Annotated in this window: 17 protein-coding genes; 7 read left to right on the forward strand and 10 right to left on the reverse strand. The window is 60.7% G+C overall.

All coding sequences use genetic code 11. The features are described from left to right. The 4 genes from RG2_RS30220 to RG2_RS30235 all read left to right on the forward strand — a co-directional run. A partial coding sequence (locus tag RG2_RS30220) for a hypothetical protein (protein WP_307718116.1) occupies positions 1-251 on the forward strand: 251 nt, incomplete at its 5' end. Between the two features lie 102 nt (positions 252-353). Continuing rightward, on the forward strand, positions 354-2012 hold the full coding sequence (locus tag RG2_RS30225) for a thiolase C-terminal domain-containing protein (RefSeq protein WP_116104649.1): 1659 nt from the start codon (positions 354-356) through the stop codon (positions 2010-2012). Between the two features lie 38 nt (positions 2013-2050). Then, positions 2051-3280 (forward strand): CaiB/BaiF CoA transferase family protein, encoded by a 1230-nt coding sequence (locus RG2_RS30230; protein WP_033236797.1) that lies wholly within the window; start codon positions 2051-2053, stop codon positions 3278-3280. 49 nt (positions 3281-3329) lie between these two features. Continuing rightward, positions 3330-4481, forward strand: a complete 1152-nt coding sequence (locus RG2_RS30235) for a thiolase family protein (RefSeq protein WP_116104650.1) — start codon at positions 3330-3332, stop codon at positions 4479-4481. 97 nt (positions 4482-4578) lie between these two features. On the opposite strand, the gene RG2_RS30240 is transcribed toward RG2_RS30235, so the two are convergent. Next, on the reverse strand, positions 4579-5643 hold the full coding sequence (locus RG2_RS30240; RefSeq protein ID WP_033236813.1) for a CaiB/BaiF CoA transferase family protein: 1065 nt from the start codon (positions 5641-5643) through the stop codon (positions 4579-4581). Between the two features lie 115 nt (positions 5644-5758). Here RG2_RS30240 and RG2_RS30245 point away from each other — a divergent pair, with 115 nt between their 5' ends. Genes RG2_RS30245 through RG2_RS30255 form a run of 3 tightly spaced genes read left to right on the forward strand, consistent with a single transcriptional unit; the run spans position 5759 to position 8507 of the window. After that, entirely contained in the window at positions 5759-6919 is a 1161-nt protein-coding gene (locus RG2_RS30245) for an acyl-CoA dehydrogenase family protein (RefSeq protein ID WP_033236796.1), read from the forward strand. Positions 6920-6966: 47 nt separating this feature from the next. Continuing rightward, positions 6967-7734 carry an SDR family NAD(P)-dependent oxidoreductase gene (locus RG2_RS30250; protein WP_033236795.1) on the forward strand — a complete coding sequence of 256 codons (768 nt, stop codon included), beginning with the start codon at positions 6967-6969 and terminating at the stop codon, positions 7732-7734. Beyond that, a complete protein-coding gene (locus RG2_RS30255) occupies positions 7731-8507 on the forward strand; it encodes a crotonase/enoyl-CoA hydratase family protein (RefSeq protein WP_033236794.1) in 777 nt (258 codons plus the stop codon). The genes RG2_RS30250 and RG2_RS30255 overlap by 4 nt, the downstream gene beginning before the upstream one ends. A 55-nt stretch (positions 8508-8562) precedes the next feature. Here the strand turns inward: RG2_RS30255 and RG2_RS30260 are convergent, their stop codons facing one another. The 9 genes from RG2_RS30260 to RG2_RS30300 form a co-directional block, all read right to left on the reverse strand. Then, positions 8563-9540, reverse strand: coding sequence for an NADPH:quinone oxidoreductase family protein (locus RG2_RS30260; protein ID WP_033236793.1), 978 nt, complete (start codon positions 9538-9540; stop codon positions 8563-8565). Between the two features lie 73 nt (positions 9541-9613). Then, positions 9614-10375: an SDR family NAD(P)-dependent oxidoreductase gene (locus tag RG2_RS30265; RefSeq protein ID WP_033236792.1), complete on the reverse strand. Its 762-nt coding sequence runs from the start codon at positions 10373-10375 to the stop codon at positions 9614-9616. 105 nt (positions 10376-10480) lie between these two features. Then, on the reverse strand, positions 10481-11224 hold the full coding sequence (locus tag RG2_RS30270; RefSeq protein WP_033236791.1) for an SDR family NAD(P)-dependent oxidoreductase: 744 nt from the start codon (positions 11222-11224) through the stop codon (positions 10481-10483). Next, positions 11221-12525 (reverse strand): acyl-CoA dehydrogenase family protein, encoded by a 1305-nt coding sequence (locus tag RG2_RS30275; protein WP_033236790.1) that lies wholly within the window; start codon positions 12523-12525, stop codon positions 11221-11223. Before RG2_RS30275 ends, RG2_RS30270 begins: the two co-directional genes overlap by 4 nt. Before the next feature lie 61 nt (positions 12526-12586). After that, positions 12587-13243 (reverse strand): TetR/AcrR family transcriptional regulator, encoded by a 657-nt coding sequence (locus RG2_RS30280; RefSeq protein ID WP_033236789.1) that lies wholly within the window; start codon positions 13241-13243, stop codon positions 12587-12589. Positions 13244-13274: 31 nt separating this feature from the next. Then, positions 13275-14297 (reverse strand): phosphotransferase family protein, encoded by a 1023-nt coding sequence (locus RG2_RS30285; protein WP_033236788.1) that lies wholly within the window; start codon positions 14295-14297, stop codon positions 13275-13277. Positions 14298-14467: 170 nt separating this feature from the next. Beyond that, positions 14468-16084 (reverse strand): AMP-binding protein, encoded by a 1617-nt coding sequence (locus RG2_RS30290; protein WP_230590395.1) that lies wholly within the window; start codon positions 16082-16084, stop codon positions 14468-14470. Beyond that, positions 16081-16812 (reverse strand): tyrosine-protein phosphatase, encoded by a 732-nt coding sequence (locus RG2_RS30295; protein WP_051730742.1) that lies wholly within the window; start codon positions 16810-16812, stop codon positions 16081-16083. The genes RG2_RS30290 and RG2_RS30295 overlap by 4 nt, the downstream gene beginning before the upstream one ends. A 58-nt stretch (positions 16813-16870) precedes the next feature. Further along, the gene (locus RG2_RS30300) at positions 16871-17392 is read right to left on the reverse strand and encodes a DoxX family protein (RefSeq protein ID WP_033236787.1); all 522 of its coding nucleotides are present in this window, start codon (positions 17390-17392) and stop codon (positions 16871-16873) included. Positions 17393-17450: the final 58 nt, after the last annotated feature.

Raw genomic sequence — 17450 nt, forward strand, 5'->3', positions numbered from 1 at the left:
ACCGAGAAACCGGGAGGAATGCCATGGAAGAACTGATCGAGCAGTTCCCAGAAGATGATTGGGTCGACCAGGACCTGCTCACGCGAGACCTGGCAGGCGAATTACTGGACGCGGAGATCAAAGCCGAGAAAGAACGCCTCGAATCTCCGGATGACGCCGACGCCGGCCTGTTCAGCCACTCCGACCGGCGGCGCAGAATCGCTGCCATGGTTGCCATCCGGGATCGCCATCGTGCACCGAATACCCTGTAACGCTGTGCAATCCGACACCCTGCAGCGGCGCCGGCACCAACGGGTCAGCGGTGTCCCGCGCCAACGACGAACAACGAAATCGCAACTTCGAGCGGAGAACACGTGAGTCCCATCGTGGATACCGGCCGGCCACTGCCCCAGCCGACACTGGCAAGCGCCGAGTTCTGGGCCTCGGGCGCCGATGGCATCCTGCGGATCGCCCAATGCTCGGATTGCGGTAAACGCACACATCCACAGTCGGTGCTGTGCCCGGACTGTCATGGTCGCAAGCTCCCCCTGCATCCAGTATCGGGAAAGGCTGTTGTCGTCGGCGTGACGATCAATGTCCAACAGTGGCTTCCGAACTTCCCGCCGCCGTACGTCATTGCGATTGTCGCGTTGGCGGAAGATCCGCAGGTTCGCCTGACGACGAATATCGTCGGGTGTGAGCCAACTGCTGTCCAGGTCGGCACTCGAGTCCGTGTCGTATTCGAGCAGGTCGAGGAATCAATCTGGTTGCCGCTCTTCGAGATCGATCCCGATGCCGACGAGCCCGGCCCGCTCCCCGAACCCGAAAACTACAAATCCCGGCTGCGCCAACCGGCGAGCACCAACCGGTTCGAGGATCGGGTCGCAATCAGCGGGGTCGGACAGTCGAAAATCGGCCGCCGACTCATGGTCGACCCGCTCTCACTCACTGTCGATGCATGCTTGGCCGCCGTCACCGATGCCGGTCTGTCGCTCGATGACATCGACGGATTGTCCACCTACCCAGGCAGATCCGTCGGCGGCATGTCCGAAGGCGGAATCATGCCCGTCGAGCAAGCACTGCGGATACGTCCGACCTGGGTCAACGCAGGCGGTGAACTACCCGGGCAGAACGGATCGATCGTGGCCGCGATGCTTGCGGTGGCCTCAGGACTATGCCGGCACGTGCTGTGTTTCAGAACGGTGTGGGAATCCTCGCACTCGGAACTCGTCCGCTCCGGCGCTTGGGCGTCCGGCGCCGGCCGAGCCACGGACATGTTCGAATTCCGTCATCCTTTCGGCGCGATGTCTGCGGCTAACTGGATTGCCTGCCAAGCGTCGCACTACTTCCACCGCTACGGCGATGCGAAGGACGCTCTCGGGGCAATCGCCGTAAATACCCGCGACAACGCCTCCGCTAATCCGGAGGCCGTATACCGCACCCCCATCACCATGGAGGATTACCTCACCGCCCGCCCGGTCTCCACACCGTTCGGCCTGTACGACTGCGACGTTCCCGTCGACGGCGCGGTAGCGGTCATCGTCTCGGCCGTCGACACCGTGCAGGACCTGCGCCACAAGCCCGTGTTCGTCGAGGCTGTCGGTACTCAGATGATGGAAAATCTCTCCTGGGATCAAGGCACTCTTACCCATTTACCGCAATCTCTCGGACCCAGCGCGCATTTGTGGAGTCGCACCGACCTGCGGCCGGATGACGTCGACGTCGCCTTGCTCTACGACGGGTTCACTTTCAATGCGTTGTCCTGGCTGGAAGCCCTCGGGTTCTGCGAATTCGGCGGCGCGGGGGACTTCATCGACGGTGGCCGCGGTATCGCGATCGACGGGCGTCTACCGCTCAATCCGCACGGAGGCCAGCTTTCTGCCGGTCGGACCCATGGTTACGGATTCTTCCGAGAGGCCGTGCTGCAACTTCGCCGGCAAGCACCTGGCCGTCAAGTCACAGATCCACGCGTCGCAGTAGTTACCTCGGGTGGCGGAGTGCCATCTGGAGCAATTTTGCTGCGCGCCGACTGATTCCACTCACCCCGAACCTCCCATCATCAGGAGCTGACATGCAACGACCACTCGAAGGTATCCGCATCCTCGAAGTAGCCCAATACACATTTGTGCCCGCTGCCGCGGCTGTGCTCGCGGACTGGGGTGCCGACATCACCAAAGTGGAACACGCCGTGAACGGAGACGCGCAGCGAGGACTCGTCCGCGTTCTCGGCTACGACGCCAACCGCCCTGGGTCGTCGTTCGCACCGATTATGGAAGGACCGAACCGCAGCAAACGCAGCATCGGCATCGACCTCGCGAATCCTGAATCACGCACGGTTCTCACCGAACTCGTACGCCGAAGCGACGTGTTCCTCACCAACTACCTGCCCGGCCTGCGCACCAAGCTAGGTTTAACGCTCGAAGAAATCCGGGCAATCAATCCCGACATCATCTACGTCACCGGGAGCGGTTTCGGCAGCGAAGGTCCCGACGCCAACAGTGGTTCATTCGACGCGACCGGATTCTGGGCTCGCGGTGGCAGTGCCGACGGCCTGATGCCGCCGGATACCGAACACATGGCGTTCATGCCGGCAGGCGCTTACGGCGACAACATCGGTGGTATGACCATCGCGGGTGGTATCGCAGCCGCGATCGCCGGCCGTGAACGCACCGGCGAGCCATCGGTTGTCGACGTCTCCCTACTCGGAGTAGGTGCCTGGGCTACACAGTTCACGGTCAACCTGGCGCTGTTCACCGGCGGACCACTACCCAAGGTACGCAAGAAGTCCGCCGCGGCAGGAAATCCTCTGACCGGCTCCTATCGCACTTCGGATAACCGCTGGCTGCAATTCTCCATGCTCCAGCCCACAAAGTTCTGGAACGAGTTCGTGACCGCTCTGGGCCTCGAGCATCTCGCCGGGGACAGCCGATTCCAGACCATGGAGTCCATCACCGAGCACAGTGAAGAAATCACCGGCTGGTTCGCCGACGCGATCGCCTCGCGCCCCTACGACGAGTGGACCGCAGTCCTCACGAATCTCAGCGGACCGTGGGCTCCCGTGCAGAACAGCTGGGAGTTGGGTCACGACGAATCGCTCGTCGCCAACGGCCGCATCGTCGAGGTCACAGATGCTGACGGCGTGCCGCAGAAACTCGTCGCAAATCCAGTCAAATTTGATAATTCCCCAGTGCAGATGACCCGCGCCCCACAGTTCGCCGAGCACACCGACGACATTCTGCGCGAGCTCGGCTTCGACGATGAACGACTCATCGAACTCAAGATCGCCGGAGCCGTTACCTAGCTGGCGCCCAACACAATCCATCCGCTTGAACGACAGGAGTCAAAACAGCATGCGAATCAGAGAAGCCGTCATCGTCGAGGCGGTACGCACGCCGATCGGCAAGCGGAACGGGTCGTTGAGCAGCGTCCACCCAGTTGATCTATCCGCTTTGGTGCTCAATGAGCTGATCCGACGGACCGGAGTCGACCCGTCGTTGATCGACGACGTCATGTGGGGCTGTGTCACTCAACTCGGTGACCAGTCCAGCAATGTCGCGCGATTCGCAACCTTGGCGGCGGGCTGGCCGGAAAGCGTACCGGCTGTCACCGTCAACCGTGCGTGCGGATCAGGTCAACAGGCCATCGAATCAGCGGCCCACGCGGTGATGTCGGGCGCCTACGATATTGCTGTCGCGGGAGGGGTCGAGATGATGTCTCGAATTCCACTCGGCGCAGCCCGAGCTTCCGGCTTCCCTTATGGTCAAACCGTTCTCGACCGATACGACGTCGACAAGCTCGACCAAGGAATCGGCGCGGAACTGATTTCCCAGAAGTGGAATCTCTCGCGTCAGATGCTTGACGAGTTCGCCTCCAGATCTCATGAACTCGCAGCCAAGGCAATCGACGGCGGAGCGTTCGACTCACAACTTGTAACGGTAGACATCGGCGAAGCACAGCTCGCTGTCGACGAAGGTCTGCGGCGCGGAACGTCGCCGGAGACGCTTGCCAAGCTGAAGCCGTCATTCCGCGACGACGGTGTGATCCACGCCGGAAACGCGTCACAAATCTCCGACGGCGCATCGGCAGTAATGATCACGACGCCGGAAAAGGCCGCAGAGTTGGGGCTGGTCCCCATCGTTCGTCTGCTCGCCGGCTCGGTTGTCGGTGCAGATCCCGTCATGATGCTCACTGCTCCCATTCCCGCCACGCAGAAAGTTCTCGCCCGTGCCGGTCTCGGAATCAACGACATCGGCGCAATCGAGATCAACGAAGCGTTTGCGCCGGTTCCGCTGGCATGGCAGATCGAACTCGGTGCGGATCTCGAACGCATCAATCCACTCGGTGGCGCAATCGCGGTGGGGCACCCCCTCGGTGCGTCAGGGGCGATCCTGACAACCCGGCTCGTTCACCACATGCGCGATCGCGGACTCAAATACGGGTTGCAGACCATCTGCGAGGGCGGCGGAACTGCCAACGCAACGATCTACGAACTCGTCGAGTGACGCGGACCGTGGTCGCCGTTTGATCTTGCGCACTTACGAACCGTCCCGATGACGGTTGTCAGTCATCGGGACGGTGAAACCAATACGGCACAGAGATTTACGGGCCCGCCGTCCCTTGACCCCACAACCGGAGGATGTCGTCTACTGGCTTAGCGGCGTCGGAGTATCCGATCGGCAGTCGCGGAGTCCATGCATCACCGTCCTCGGCGACGAGGATGCCCCGTGCGGCAACGTGCGGATGGTGCGGCGCCTCCGCCAGGCTGAGAACCGGCGTCAAGCATGCGTCGGTGTGGCCGGCGAGGTCAGCCCATTCGTCACGGGTTCTCGTCGCGACGGCCGCCGCAATTCGATCTCGAAGAGCAGGCCACGCCTGGGGATCGTGCCTACCCTGGGCCAATTCGGGTTCGAGCCCGAGGACCTCGAGGAGCACATCGAAGAACGGATCTTCCAGAGCTCCTACAGCCACGAACTTACCGTCAGCGCAGGGATAAACATCGTAGTAAGGAGCGCCTGTGTCCAGCCGATTCGTACCGGGTTCGTCGGACCACCGTCCAGTCGCGCGGTATTCGTGAAGCATCGAGGTCAGATAGTTGGTGCCGTCGAGAATCCCGATATCGAGAACCGACCCCGTGCCGGTCCGGTCGCGCTCGAAGACAGCTGCCAGAATCGCTGTGACGAGATACATTGCGCCGCCACCGAAATCACCGAGAAGGTTAGCCGGCGGCATGGGCACCGAACCCGCTCTGGTGGCGGAGTGCAGCGCACCTGTCAGTGCGATGTAATTGATATCGTGCCCGGCGGTGAACGCAAGCGGACCCGTCTGGCCCCATCCGGTCATCCGGGCATAGATCAGACGATTGTTGACAGCGGCGAGATCATCCGGACCCAATCCGAGACGCTCCATGACACCGGGACGAAACCCTTCCACCAAGACATCAGCAGATCCGATGGCATTGTGTACGAACCGAATCGAGTCTGGATCTTTGAGGTCGACTTCCATCGTCGACCGGTTACGCACCAACGCCGGTATCTCCGATCCGGGGCGGCGCAAGGTCAGGATCTCAGCTCCCAAATCGGCCAGCAGCATGCAACCGAACGGAGACGGTCCCAATCCGAGAAACTCGACAACTCGCAGACCACTAAGCGGCGCACTAGATTTCATGTCATCCATCCCTTGGTTTCAAATTAGTCTGTCGGTAGATTGAACCGCAGGCTCGCCCATGTCGACAAACTGGACGCCGAGCACGAGTATTACCGATCAATTTAGGAGAAGCCAAGTGCCTCAACCATTTTACGACGATGACCACAACCAGTTCCGCGCACTGGTGCGCGCATTCGTGAAGCGTGAAGTCACCCCGAACCTCGACCGATGGGAGGAGGACGCAAGCACTGGCCGCGACGTATGGAAATCCGCAGGCGCACACGGAATTCTCGGTATCCGAATCGCCGAAGACCTCGGCGGAGGCGGAATGAAGGACTATCGCTTCCGCTGTGTGATCCAGGAGGAACTTGCCGCAGTCGGAGCGGCATCCCTCGCTTCCGGGTTCTCGATCAACGAGGATATCGTCGCGTCGTACCTGACGACATTCGGGACGGCCGAACAGCAAAAAGAGTGGCTCCCCGGGATGGCCGAGGGCTCCATCGTCACGTCCATTGCCATGTCGGAGCCCTCGGCCGGCAGCGACCTCCGTGCGATGAAGACGTCGGCGGTGCGAGACGGCGACGATTGGGTCATCAACGGCTCCAAGACATTTATCACAAGTGGATTCTCTTCCGACCTAGTTCTCGTCGCCGCACGTACCGGCGAGGTCGATGGACGCCCCCGACTGTCGCTCATCCTCGTACCCACCACCACCGACGGATTCGTACGGGGTCGCAAGCTGCGCAAACTGGGCTTGCACGCCCAGGACACGGCCGAGATCGCCTTCGATAACCTGCGTGTCCCTACGTCTAATCTCGTCGGTGAGGAAGGCCGTGGGTTCCACCACCTGACGGCGCAGCTTCCACTCGAACGCCTGTCGATTGCATGGCGCGCCCTGTGCGCGGCCGAGGCGGCACTGGAGTGGACGGGCCGCTACACCAGCGAGCGAAAGGCATTCGGCCAACGCATCATCGACCTCCAGAACACGCGATTCCGGCTTGCGGAGATGACGACCGAAGTAGACATCACACGAACGTTCCTGGAGCAGTCCATTCTCGCGTACAACGACGGCACATTCGACGCTACCCTCGGAGCGAAGGCCAAGTGGTGGTCCACCGAGTTGCAGAATCGCGTCGTCAACGGATGCCTGCAGTTGCACGGCGGATACGGGTACATGGACGAGTACCCGATCTCACGTGCCTACGCCGACGCCAGAGTGCAAACCATCGTCGGCGGCACAACAGAAATCATGAAAGAAATCATCGGCCGCGACGTAGCCGCCCGATTCTCCTCATGACACACACCCCTCGATCCTCCCCTCCCCTTCCGAAGAAAGCCTGACACATGCAATTGCGAGACAACACATTCCTGGTTACCGGAGCAGCCTCCGGCCTCGGTGAAGCAACGGCCACCGTTCTCGTCGAGGCCGGTGCGCGCGTGGTGATCGCCGATCTTGCCGAGTCCGACGGAAAAGCGACCGCAGCACGCCTGGGCGACGCGGCCGTCTTTGCGCCGATCGATATCACCGATGAGGCGTCATTCGGTCCCGCACTCGACGCTGCCGAGGCGATCGGCCCCCTGCGCGGAGTCGTGCACTGTGCCGGGCGCGGCGGCGATCGTCTACGCATTCTGGACAAAGAAGGCAATCCGAACGACTTGGAAAGCTTCCGCAACGTCCTCGAGATCAACCTCATCGGCACCTACAATGTCCTCCGCTGCACCGCAGCCAGGATGGCACGCAACGAGCCCCTCGACGGTGAGCGAGGCAGCATCGTGCTCACTGCATCGGTGGCTGCATTCGACGGTCAGATCGGCCAAACCTCCTACACCGCATCGAAAGCCGCTGTTCACGGCATGACACTCGTCGCGGCACGCGATCTCGCAAGCTTCGGGATCCGAGTCAACACGATCGCTCCGGGATTGTTCGACACTCCCATGCTCGCGCGACTTCGCTCGGACATCCGTGAGGGCCTTGCCGCAGGCGTGCCCTTCCCGAAGCGACTGGGTCGCCCGCAGGACTATGCGGCAATGGCCACTGCACTCCTGACGAATTCGTACGCGAACGGTGAAACTATTCGACTGGACGGCGCGATCCGGATGGCGCCTCGATGAGCGCACTGACAACGGCCGACGTGCTCGTGGAAGCTGATGCCGGGATTCTCACGATCACCATCAACCGTCCTGCACAACGCAATGCGATGACGCTGACCGCTGCGACCGAGATCGCCGCGGCGTTGACTCGTCTCGACGAGGACCCGGATCTGTCGGTTGCAATTCTCACTGGCAGTGGCGGAACATTCTGCGCGGGAATGGACTTGAAGAGATTTCAGCTCGGTGAGCGGCCAGTGGTTCAGGGCCGCGGTTTCGGTGGCCTCGTCGAAGCGCCACCAGCGAAGCCCCTGATCGCCGCGGTCGAAGGATGGGCACTGGGCGGAGGATTCGAAATGGTTCTGGCCTGTGACCTGGTTGTCGCAGGCAGTGGTGCCAAGTTCGGACTTCCGGAGGTAAAGCGCGGCCTTGCCGCGCGCGCCGGCGGAATCTTCCGTGCTCCCCGAACCCTGCCCCGCGCTGTCGCACTCGAGATGCTGCTCACCGGCGAACCGATCGACGCGCAGACTGCGCTCACGCATGGCCTGGTCAATCGAGTGGTTGACGACGGTTCCGCGGCGGAAGGCGCACGCGCTTTGGCAACAGCGATCAGTGCAAACGCTCCGCTGGCGGTGCGCGCCAGCAAGGCTCTGGCGCTTCAATCACGGACCTGGACCGATTCGGAAGCCTTCGAGCGCCAGAACACATACACGGATCCGGTCTTCGCTTCCGCTGATGCGCGCGAAGGCGCGGCTGCATTTTCGGAACGTCGAACGCCGAACTGGCAAGGCCGGTAATAAAAATGGCCGATGCCTACGGCCACTCGAAAGCAGTCGTAGGCATCGGCTGGTATCAACGCCGGGTCATGTCGATGACCAGTTTGCCTGTAGTGAGCCGTTCCGACATACGAGTCAAGGCGAGCGGCACTTCATCGAGTGTGTAGATTTCGGAGACGTAGGGCTTCATTCCTTGTCCGACAAGACGTTCGATCTCCTTGCGACCCTCCTCGACAGCTTGCGGTAGATGAGCGGCGAGCGTACGAATCTCGAACCCTCGCAGGATCGCGCCTTTCAGGAGAACTAGATTCATCGGGATCCGCGGAATATCACCTTGCGCAAAACCTAGGCAGACATAGCGCCCGCCCCACCCGATCGCTCGAATCGCTTGCTCCGAGTACGCACCACCCACCGGATCGATCACCACATCAGCACCCGTGCCGGTGATTTCCTTGATCCGCAGTTTGAGATCCTCGTCGTCGTAGGCGATCGTTTCCACGGCGCCGAGCGCACGACAGGCTTCAGCGCGTTCCGCGGTGGACACTGCGGCGATCACCTTAGCTCCGAGACGAGTCGCGATGTCGATACAGGCAGTGCCCACACCACCAGCGGCGCCGAGAACCACCACCCAGTTCCCAGGTTTCATATCTCCGAATGTCGTCAGAGAGTGGTATGCGGTTCGGTAAGTGACGTTGAATGCTGCGGCATGGATCATGTCCAACCCTGCAGGGGCCGGCGACAGTGCGGTGTGCGGAACGGTGATCTGCTCCGCAAATGCACCGCCGAATGCCGTGCCCATCACGGCATCCCCGGGTACGAAGTTCGTGACCTCGGCTCCGACTGCCAGCACCCGCCCAGCGAATTCGCTTCCCGTAGTGAACGGAGTCGGCACCGTCACCTGATAGCGATCCGCAGCGATGAGGACGTCCGGATAATTCACGGCGGCAGCCTCGATTCCCACAAGCACCTCCGACGGTCCGGCTACTGGATCGGGTATTTCACGGATCACAATCTTGTCCGGATCTCCGTGGATCTCACACCGCGCTGCTCGCATGCTATGGCCTTCCTGCCGAGTGGGGTTTGCTTGGGTTTTCCACTTTTGGTGTTATCGCGCTGCCGCCCGCCCGCTACCTGACCATGAGCGACCCGCCGTCGACTGCGAAGATCTGCCCCGTCATGAATCGTGAGCCTTCGCCTGCAACAAATTCGAGTACTGGAACCAGATCCTCGACGTTTCCGAGTTTGCCACCGAGCGGAATCAGGTTTGTCATTTTCCGGTCGTGCTCGACCAGTTGCTCAGGTGTCATCGACGCCCGCGTCGTCTCGTACATCGGCGTACGAATTGCCGGAGCGATTGAGTTGACGGTAATCCCGTACTGCGCCCATTCGGCCGCTACGGTCCGACTCCAGCCCAGCACGGCGCCCTTACTCGCTGCGTACGCGGCCTTACCCATCAAGCCTTTTGCACCTGCTGCGGAGGCAAAGTTGATGATGCGCCCGCCTCCATCTTTCAGGTACTCGAATGCCGCTTGGTTAGTAAGGAACGTCCCCGTGGCGTTGACCGCCATAGTGGACTCCCACATTGACAGCGGCGTGGATTCTGCCGGCGCGCCAGGAGCGATTCCAGCGGCGTGGATCAATACGTCGAGGCCCTTCAAGGATTTCACACCCCGCGCGAAGGCCTGGTCAACCGATTCCTTGTCGGTGACGTCGCACCGAATGAACTCCGCGCCTGCCTCAGCGGCAATCCGCGCTCCCTCGTCCGCTGTGACGTCGAAGGAGACTACCTTTGCGCCCGATTCACCGAACGCCTTGACTAACGCGCCGCCCATTCCACTAGCGCCTCCGGTGATGATGACACGTCGATCAGTCAAATTTCGATTTCCCATTGCGTACTCCGTATCTGTTGATTTGAAACGAATTTGAGCGGCGCACCTACCGCAAAGGCGCGCGTTCACTGGAACCGAAGTTCGGTAAACGCGCGCCTTTGCCGTTCAGTACAAGCCGCCGTCGACGCGGATCAATGACGAGGTGGTGTAGCTGGATGCGGGACTCGCAAGGTACAGGGCAGTAGTGATGATCTCTTCGGGGTTTCCAGGCCTTCCGATCGCACTCTGCGTAGTGTGCCGCTTCTCTTCAGCCCACGACTTGGAGATGTCGGTCAAGAACGGACCCGCGGAGATCGTATTGACTCGCACTTTGGGTCCGTACTCGCGTGCAAATACTCCCGTCAGCGTGTTCAGAGCCGCCTTCGCGCCGGCGTAAGGGCCGAATCGCGGCTGCGGGAAGAGCGCTCCCGAAGACGAGATGTTGATAATCGATCCGCCGTCGCCTGCTGCCATGCGCTCACCGACCAACGATGACAGATGGAACGGGCCTTTGAAGTTGACGCCGATGACCTTGTCGAAAAGCTCCTCGCTGGTTTCAGCCGACGACGGCGCGAGTGGAGACATACCGGCGTTGTTGACCAAGACGTCGATCCGCCCGAACACCTCGTAGGCCTTCTCGACCAGTGCATCGATTTCGTTCCACTTACCGACGTGACAGCTCACCGGAAGAGCCTTGCGGCCCAGGGCTTCTACCTCTTTGGCGACCTCGGCGCACGCTTCCGCTTTGCGGCTGGTGATCACGACGTCGGCGCCAGCTTCAGCGAAGGCCAACACCATTTGACGTCCCAGTCCTCGACTGCCACCGGTGACGAGGGCGACCTTACCTTCGAGAGAAAAGTGATTGCTCATGCGATTCCGTGCTCCTCGAGAATAGCGGCATGCTTGATTTTTGCCTCGGCCAATCGGGTGGGAATGTGCTCGCTGGGGAACAAGTTTTCAGTGGGCTCGTAGTTCGCGAGTACACCGCGTGCGACGGCAACCTTGTGCACTTCGGTCGGTCCGTCCGCCAAGCCCATCGAGATGACGCCGCTCCACCAGATATGCAGCGGGGTTTCAGTCGTGGCTCCCAGTGAACCGTGAATCTGGATCGCGCGGTGAATGATGTCGTGATAGATCTTCGCCATCGCAACCTTGCACATGGCGATGTAAGTGCGTGCCGCACCGTGTGGTTCGTTGTCGATGACCCATGCGGTCTTGATCACCAGCAGTCGGTACTGCTCGAGTTCGATCGCCGAATCGGCGATGAACTGCTGCACCATCTGCTTCTTCGCAAGGGTCTCGCCTTGCGTACGACGCGAGAGCACTCGCTCGCCCATCATGTCCAGGGCACGCTGGCATTTGCCGACGGTGCGCATGGCGTGATGGACGCGGCCGCCGCCGAGTCGAGACTGAGCCACTTCGAAGCCCTGTCCGGGGCCACCGAGGATCGCGTCGGCCGGCAGGCGCACGTCGTTGTAACGGATGTAGGCGTGCGTTCCCTCGTCGAGTTCGTCTCGATCACCCATGACGGAGACGTTGCGGACGATCTCGATTCCTGGGGTTTCAGCGGGCACGACGAACATCGACATCCGGCGGTACGGCGACGCTTCGGTGTCCGTCACCGCCATGACGATGAGGAACGACGCGTAGCGCGCATTCGACGAGAACCACTTCTCGCCGTTGATAACCCACTCGTCACCGTCCTTGCGTGCCGCGCAGACGAACTCCTTGGGATCAGACCCTGCCTGCGGCTCGGTCATCGAGAAGCATGAAACGATGTCGCCATCCAGCAGCGGCTGCAGATACTTCGCCTTTTGTGCATCGGTTCCGTACATCGCGAGAATTTCGGCGTTTCCGGTGTCCGGTGCCGCGGTACCGAAAACCGTTGGAGCCCACATGGACCGACCTAGAACCTCATTCAGCAACGCAAGCTTGAGCTGACCGTAACCCTGCCCGCCGAGCTCCGGACCGAGATGGCACGCCCACAGACCCTGTTCTTTGACCCGGTCTCGTAACGGGCCGAGTATGGCCCGTGCGGCCTTGTTTTCCATGTTGTACGGCTGACCGAGGTGAGGGAAGAGCAGGTCCAGCGGCTCGCACTCCTCGCGAACGAATGTCGCCGCCCAGTCGAGCTTTGCCTGAAATTCAGGATCGGTCTGGAAATTCCACATCGTATGAGTCCTTTGTTAGTACGGGGTTCACACTCGAGCGACACGCACGGTCGGGCGAACTTCAGTGTTCGGTTACGGCTTTGAGACAAAACTGCAGCAGATGCTCGCGTTCTTCTTGTATGGGGGTGTGATCGGCTTCGAGATATGTTGTCGTCAGGCCCATTACCAAGGTCTGAATGAACATGGCGGTGCGTTCGGGGTCCGGGACGTTGCCCTCGATAAGGATGCCGCAGAGTAGATCCCGGATACGGCTGAGTCCGACTGGCTTGATCTCGCTTTTAGTTCTGGCAATCTGGCCCATGTTCCAGATGATTACCCGGCTGACATCGGAGAGATCAGGATCTTCGATCTGCGCCAAGACTCCGTCGATCCAGGCGGCGAGACGCCCTTGAAATCCGGACTGCTTGAATACTCGATACTTCAGGTAGGCATGGATGTTCAGGAGCCCCTGCTCGTAGAGCGCGACGATGATGTCGTCTCGACTCCGGAAGTGCCGGTAGAAGGCCTGATTCGACATTCCCGCCTCGCGGACGATTTCGGCAATTTTGGGCTGATCGGTACACCCCTTACTCAACATCACAGTCTGGGTAGCCCGGATCAGTAACTTCACCTCGCCGTCGTACGAGGCCTGCCGACCAGGCTTAGGCACTCGACGGAGTTGACTCCCACCCGCGATCACCGGCGGTGCGTTATCTACATCGCGACGTGGTTCGGACATCACGTATGCTCTCGTTCTTCGATTGCCGCGATCAATATCCGATCAGCGCGAGTGCTTCTGTCAGCAGGCCAGGCAGGGCGGGTTCCATCTTCTGGAATGCCGGGCTCAATGCTCCGCGTTTGCGTCCGCGTTTGATCAATAGTGCTGTCGCGGCGGCTTCCTTGTACCGCGTGAGTGCGTGAAACCATTCGATGTCCTCGACTGGCCGACCCAGGGTCTGCTCGTAGATCCGGACAACCTCGTCGACAGTTGGTGTACCGCAAGGCTTTTCTGAGTAGGCCGCGGGGTGGGCGGCCTCATCGGTGAAGTAGGTGAGCCAGGTGAGATCGATTCGCGGGTCACCGACCGACCAGATTTCCCAGTCGATCAACGCTGTGACACGATCTCCTTCACAGAGCGTGTTACCCAATCGATAGTCACCGTGGTTGACGACGGGTTCCGCCGGGACTGGCATCGTCGCATGCAATGCCTTTGCACATCGCAGATAGTCACCGCTCAGATCATCCGAAACTGTCTCGAATGCTCTGGTCCACCTGTCGATTTCATCGCCCAGCGACACCACCGGCTCGTCACCCAGACCAATATCGGAAGGCTTGACCGAATGCAGATGAGCAAGCATCCGCGTAGCGGAGAGGTACCTCTCGCGTGTTTGCGCACGCGCCACTCCGTCTCGAGGACGTTGAGCATCGAGCAGTGGTTCCACACATTCTCCAGCGACCATTTGCATTGCCACGAAAGGAGGATCACCCGCGTCCTCGAAATAGACTGCCGGTGTCGACACCCCGGCAGCACCCTGCAACGCCTGCATGACACGTCCCTGACGTAGCACGTCTCGATTTCGAACGGGTGCCAGTCCTGGGGGCGCAACCTTGAGGACGACAGATTCGTCGATTGCCCCACCCGAAACGTCGGCGATGAATGTCAGGCTCGATGTTCCGCCGGTCAGTGGCCGCACGTTGGAAACCTCGAGATTTGTTTGCCAACTGCGACTGGCATCGCCAGCTCGGACGCTCAGATCGGCGAGGAGTTCGGTATGTTCGGATTCCGTTGTCATGGAAGATCCTTCGGATTTCGGACAATCCAAAAGTGAGATTGTCATTCTGGGAACATGATTCTGAGGTTTCGGCACGATGTCAATAGACGCATTCCACTCAGCAGAACCAGGCCCGGAATATACCCGGAATCTGAAGACTGAACTCCGAGAGCATCTTCCGCGGACTATTCTCAGGTGAAATGCGCGGAGCGGAGCTCCGCCTTACGAATCTTGCCGAGCGCTGTTCGAGGGAGCTCGTCAACGACAACAAGCCGCTCGGGTGTCTTCACTCTGGCGAGCCCGGACGCCGCGAAATGCTCACGAAGTCCGGCGAGTTCAAGTTTCATGCCCGGAGAAAGTACGACAACCGCCGCGACCACTTCGCCGTAACGTTCGTCCGCAGCTGCAACGATCGCGCCCTCCCGGATCGCCGGGTGCGTGACGAGCACGTCTTCGATCTGGCCGGAAGACATCGTCTCACCAGCCCTGATGACGACATCCTTCATACGATCGGTGATCGTCAGCCGACCATCGACATCCAGGTGCCCGAGATCGCCGGTCCGCATCCACCCGTCCTCTGTGAATGCCTCGGCATTGAGGCTACTGTCGCGATAGCCGACAAATTGGTCCGGACCTCGAAGTATGATCTCGCCGTCGCCCCCGACCGGAACATCGATGCCGAGTTCATCGACGACACGCACACGTACCCCGTCCATCGGTGCGCCGTCTGTTCCCAAACGCGCATCCTCGGGATCGTCGGCGCACCCTGATGTGGCCGTCGGATGCTCAGTGGATCCGTAGCAACGAAAAGTTGCAATACCGACTCTCTGCGCCCGACGCACGAGATCCTCCGGCACCGTGGATGCACCAATGAGGAAGTCGGACAACGTCGTCAGCTTGTCGGCAACACCCTCTACGTCGAGGATCCCGGCAAGGTGAAATGGGGTCCCACCTGTCGCAGTCACCCGATGGGACGAGATCAGTTCGACAGCAAGTTCCGGATCCCACATCTGCATGTACACCGCGTTCCATCCGTGTACAAGAGGGCGCAGCACACTGGAGACGCCGGCAATGTGTCCGGGCGGAAAGGATACGAGTTGCACCGAATCGTCGCGGCCGCGGAGATAGCGGGAAGCAGACCTGACCTCCGAAAGCAGCGAATTATGGCTGTGCTGAACACCCTTCGGGGCCGCTGTGGTCCCGGAGGTATAGATAAGCAGCGCAATGTCGTCCGCATCTACTGCGGGAGCTGTGTATGTCGCATGCGTGCTCAAATCCGACCATGCGAGACAACCATCCGGGCCGTCGTCACCAACCACGACAATTCGTTCGAGGGTGACGATATCCCGATAATCCCCGACCCGATCACCGTAGTTGATCGAGCGCCATTGGTTCGGCTGGATGAACAGCTTCGCCTCTGATTGCTCGAGAATGAACTGCACCTCGTTCGGGCCGTACACATGCACAATCGGAACCAGTACCGCGCCTGCCAGAAGTACGGCGACGTAGGCTACCGACGCCTCGAAACAACTGGGCAGCTGAACTGCCACCGAGTCACCCGAACCGATGCCGTACCCTCGCAGGGCCGAAGCAACATCTTCTGCAGCAGAGTAGATCTCACCAACCGTGGTCTCGCTCTGCGCGCCGTCGGCCCCGACGTACACGATTCGGGTAAGCGCATTCTCCGCACATTTCTCGAGTAGAACGTCGACCCAACTTCGGTGTGTGTGAAAACCCTCTCGGTACCACAATTCGCTGAGATCACTGATGACCTCAGCCGTGCACATCGAACCCGACAAACCCTTCACGCTCCATACGCCCGCTGGATGAGCGCCGGCACCGGGACTCCGTGCAGTCGAGTTCGCCACATGTCGAGCAGGACAGGATCCGCACCGTGATCGAGCATCCACTGCGCCGGTCCCCCACGCGTTGCGGTGATTCGTTCGACGATCGGTTCGATCGCCGAGGACGGCGCGTGCATGTACTGCTCCGGAAGCGGCGGCGACTTCGCGGTGCGCACACCGACGTCGAACCATCGAGCCATGAGGTCAGGCAGAGTCCGCTCGGTACGCACGTAGTCATCGACGACGGCCTCGGGCCGCACGCCTGCAGCAAGAAGCAATACCGCTACCGCAACACCGGTACGGTCCTTACCGGCCGTGCAGTGCAACAAAACTGGGCCCTCTGGCTGGGTAACCAGATCAAGAAGTTCACCCACCCAGGAACTGCCGCGGTCGATCATGCGCGCGTAGACGACTGGCAGATCGCTCGGCTGAGCGTCGGGGGCCGCAGCGGCAGAAAGCGGTACGTGATGCACGCTGGTTCCTACCGGCCATTCATAGGCGAACCGAGCACGTTCCCTTGCACCTCGCAGATCAATGACGCTCTTGGGTGGCCACAATGCAATTTCGGGAATCACGGAATCGCCGGGGTAAGGAGCGTCTCCGCGATACAGGATGCCGTGCGCGGTCGCGCCCTTGCCTAGGAGCGGCAAACCGCCGACGTCCCGGAGATTGACCAACCCCCGGCCGGTCACACGCGACTCCGGACACTACTGATCCAGTTAACATGTTGACCTTCAACAGTTTTCACGGTCAACCTCGAGCAGGTTCTGCGGCAACAACTTCGGGGCGATAGGCACTTCCGAGCAGAATTCCCGCCGCCACTAGGCCGCCGACCGCCGCCGTGAGACCGCCTGCCCAGCCGGCGAACAACTCGCCACCGAAGAACTGGTTATCGAGGCTTGCCGTTCCGGGTCCGGTGATCGCGACGACGACAGCACCCACTGCGAGCACCATGTTGTACTCCCACCCGTCTCCGGCGATGAAGAATCCCTTGTCGCGGTGCACAGTCCACGCCGCGACAAACATCAGGGCGACAAAGCCCGCAGCAGCGAACGGAGTGAGCAGGCCCAACGCAAGAGAGATGCCCGCAGCAACTTCGGTGGCAGCAGCCAACCACGCGTGCACCAGTCCCGGTCGCATGCCGATGCTCTCGAACCATCGTGCAGTGCCTGGGATTCGGCCACCTCGGAAGAGTTTCCCGTATCCGTGCGCGGCCATGGTCAGGCCCAAGCAGACCCGCAGGATCAGCAGTCCCGTGTCGATCGAATTCACTACCACTCCATCCGTCTGATCGACAGCACATCACTCCTCGAACTGCCGGTTTAATAGA

Source organism: Rhodococcus globerulus NBRC 14531 (assembly GCF_001894805.1).
Lineage (GTDB): Bacteria > Actinomycetota > Actinomycetes > Mycobacteriales > Mycobacteriaceae > Rhodococcus_F > Rhodococcus_F globerula.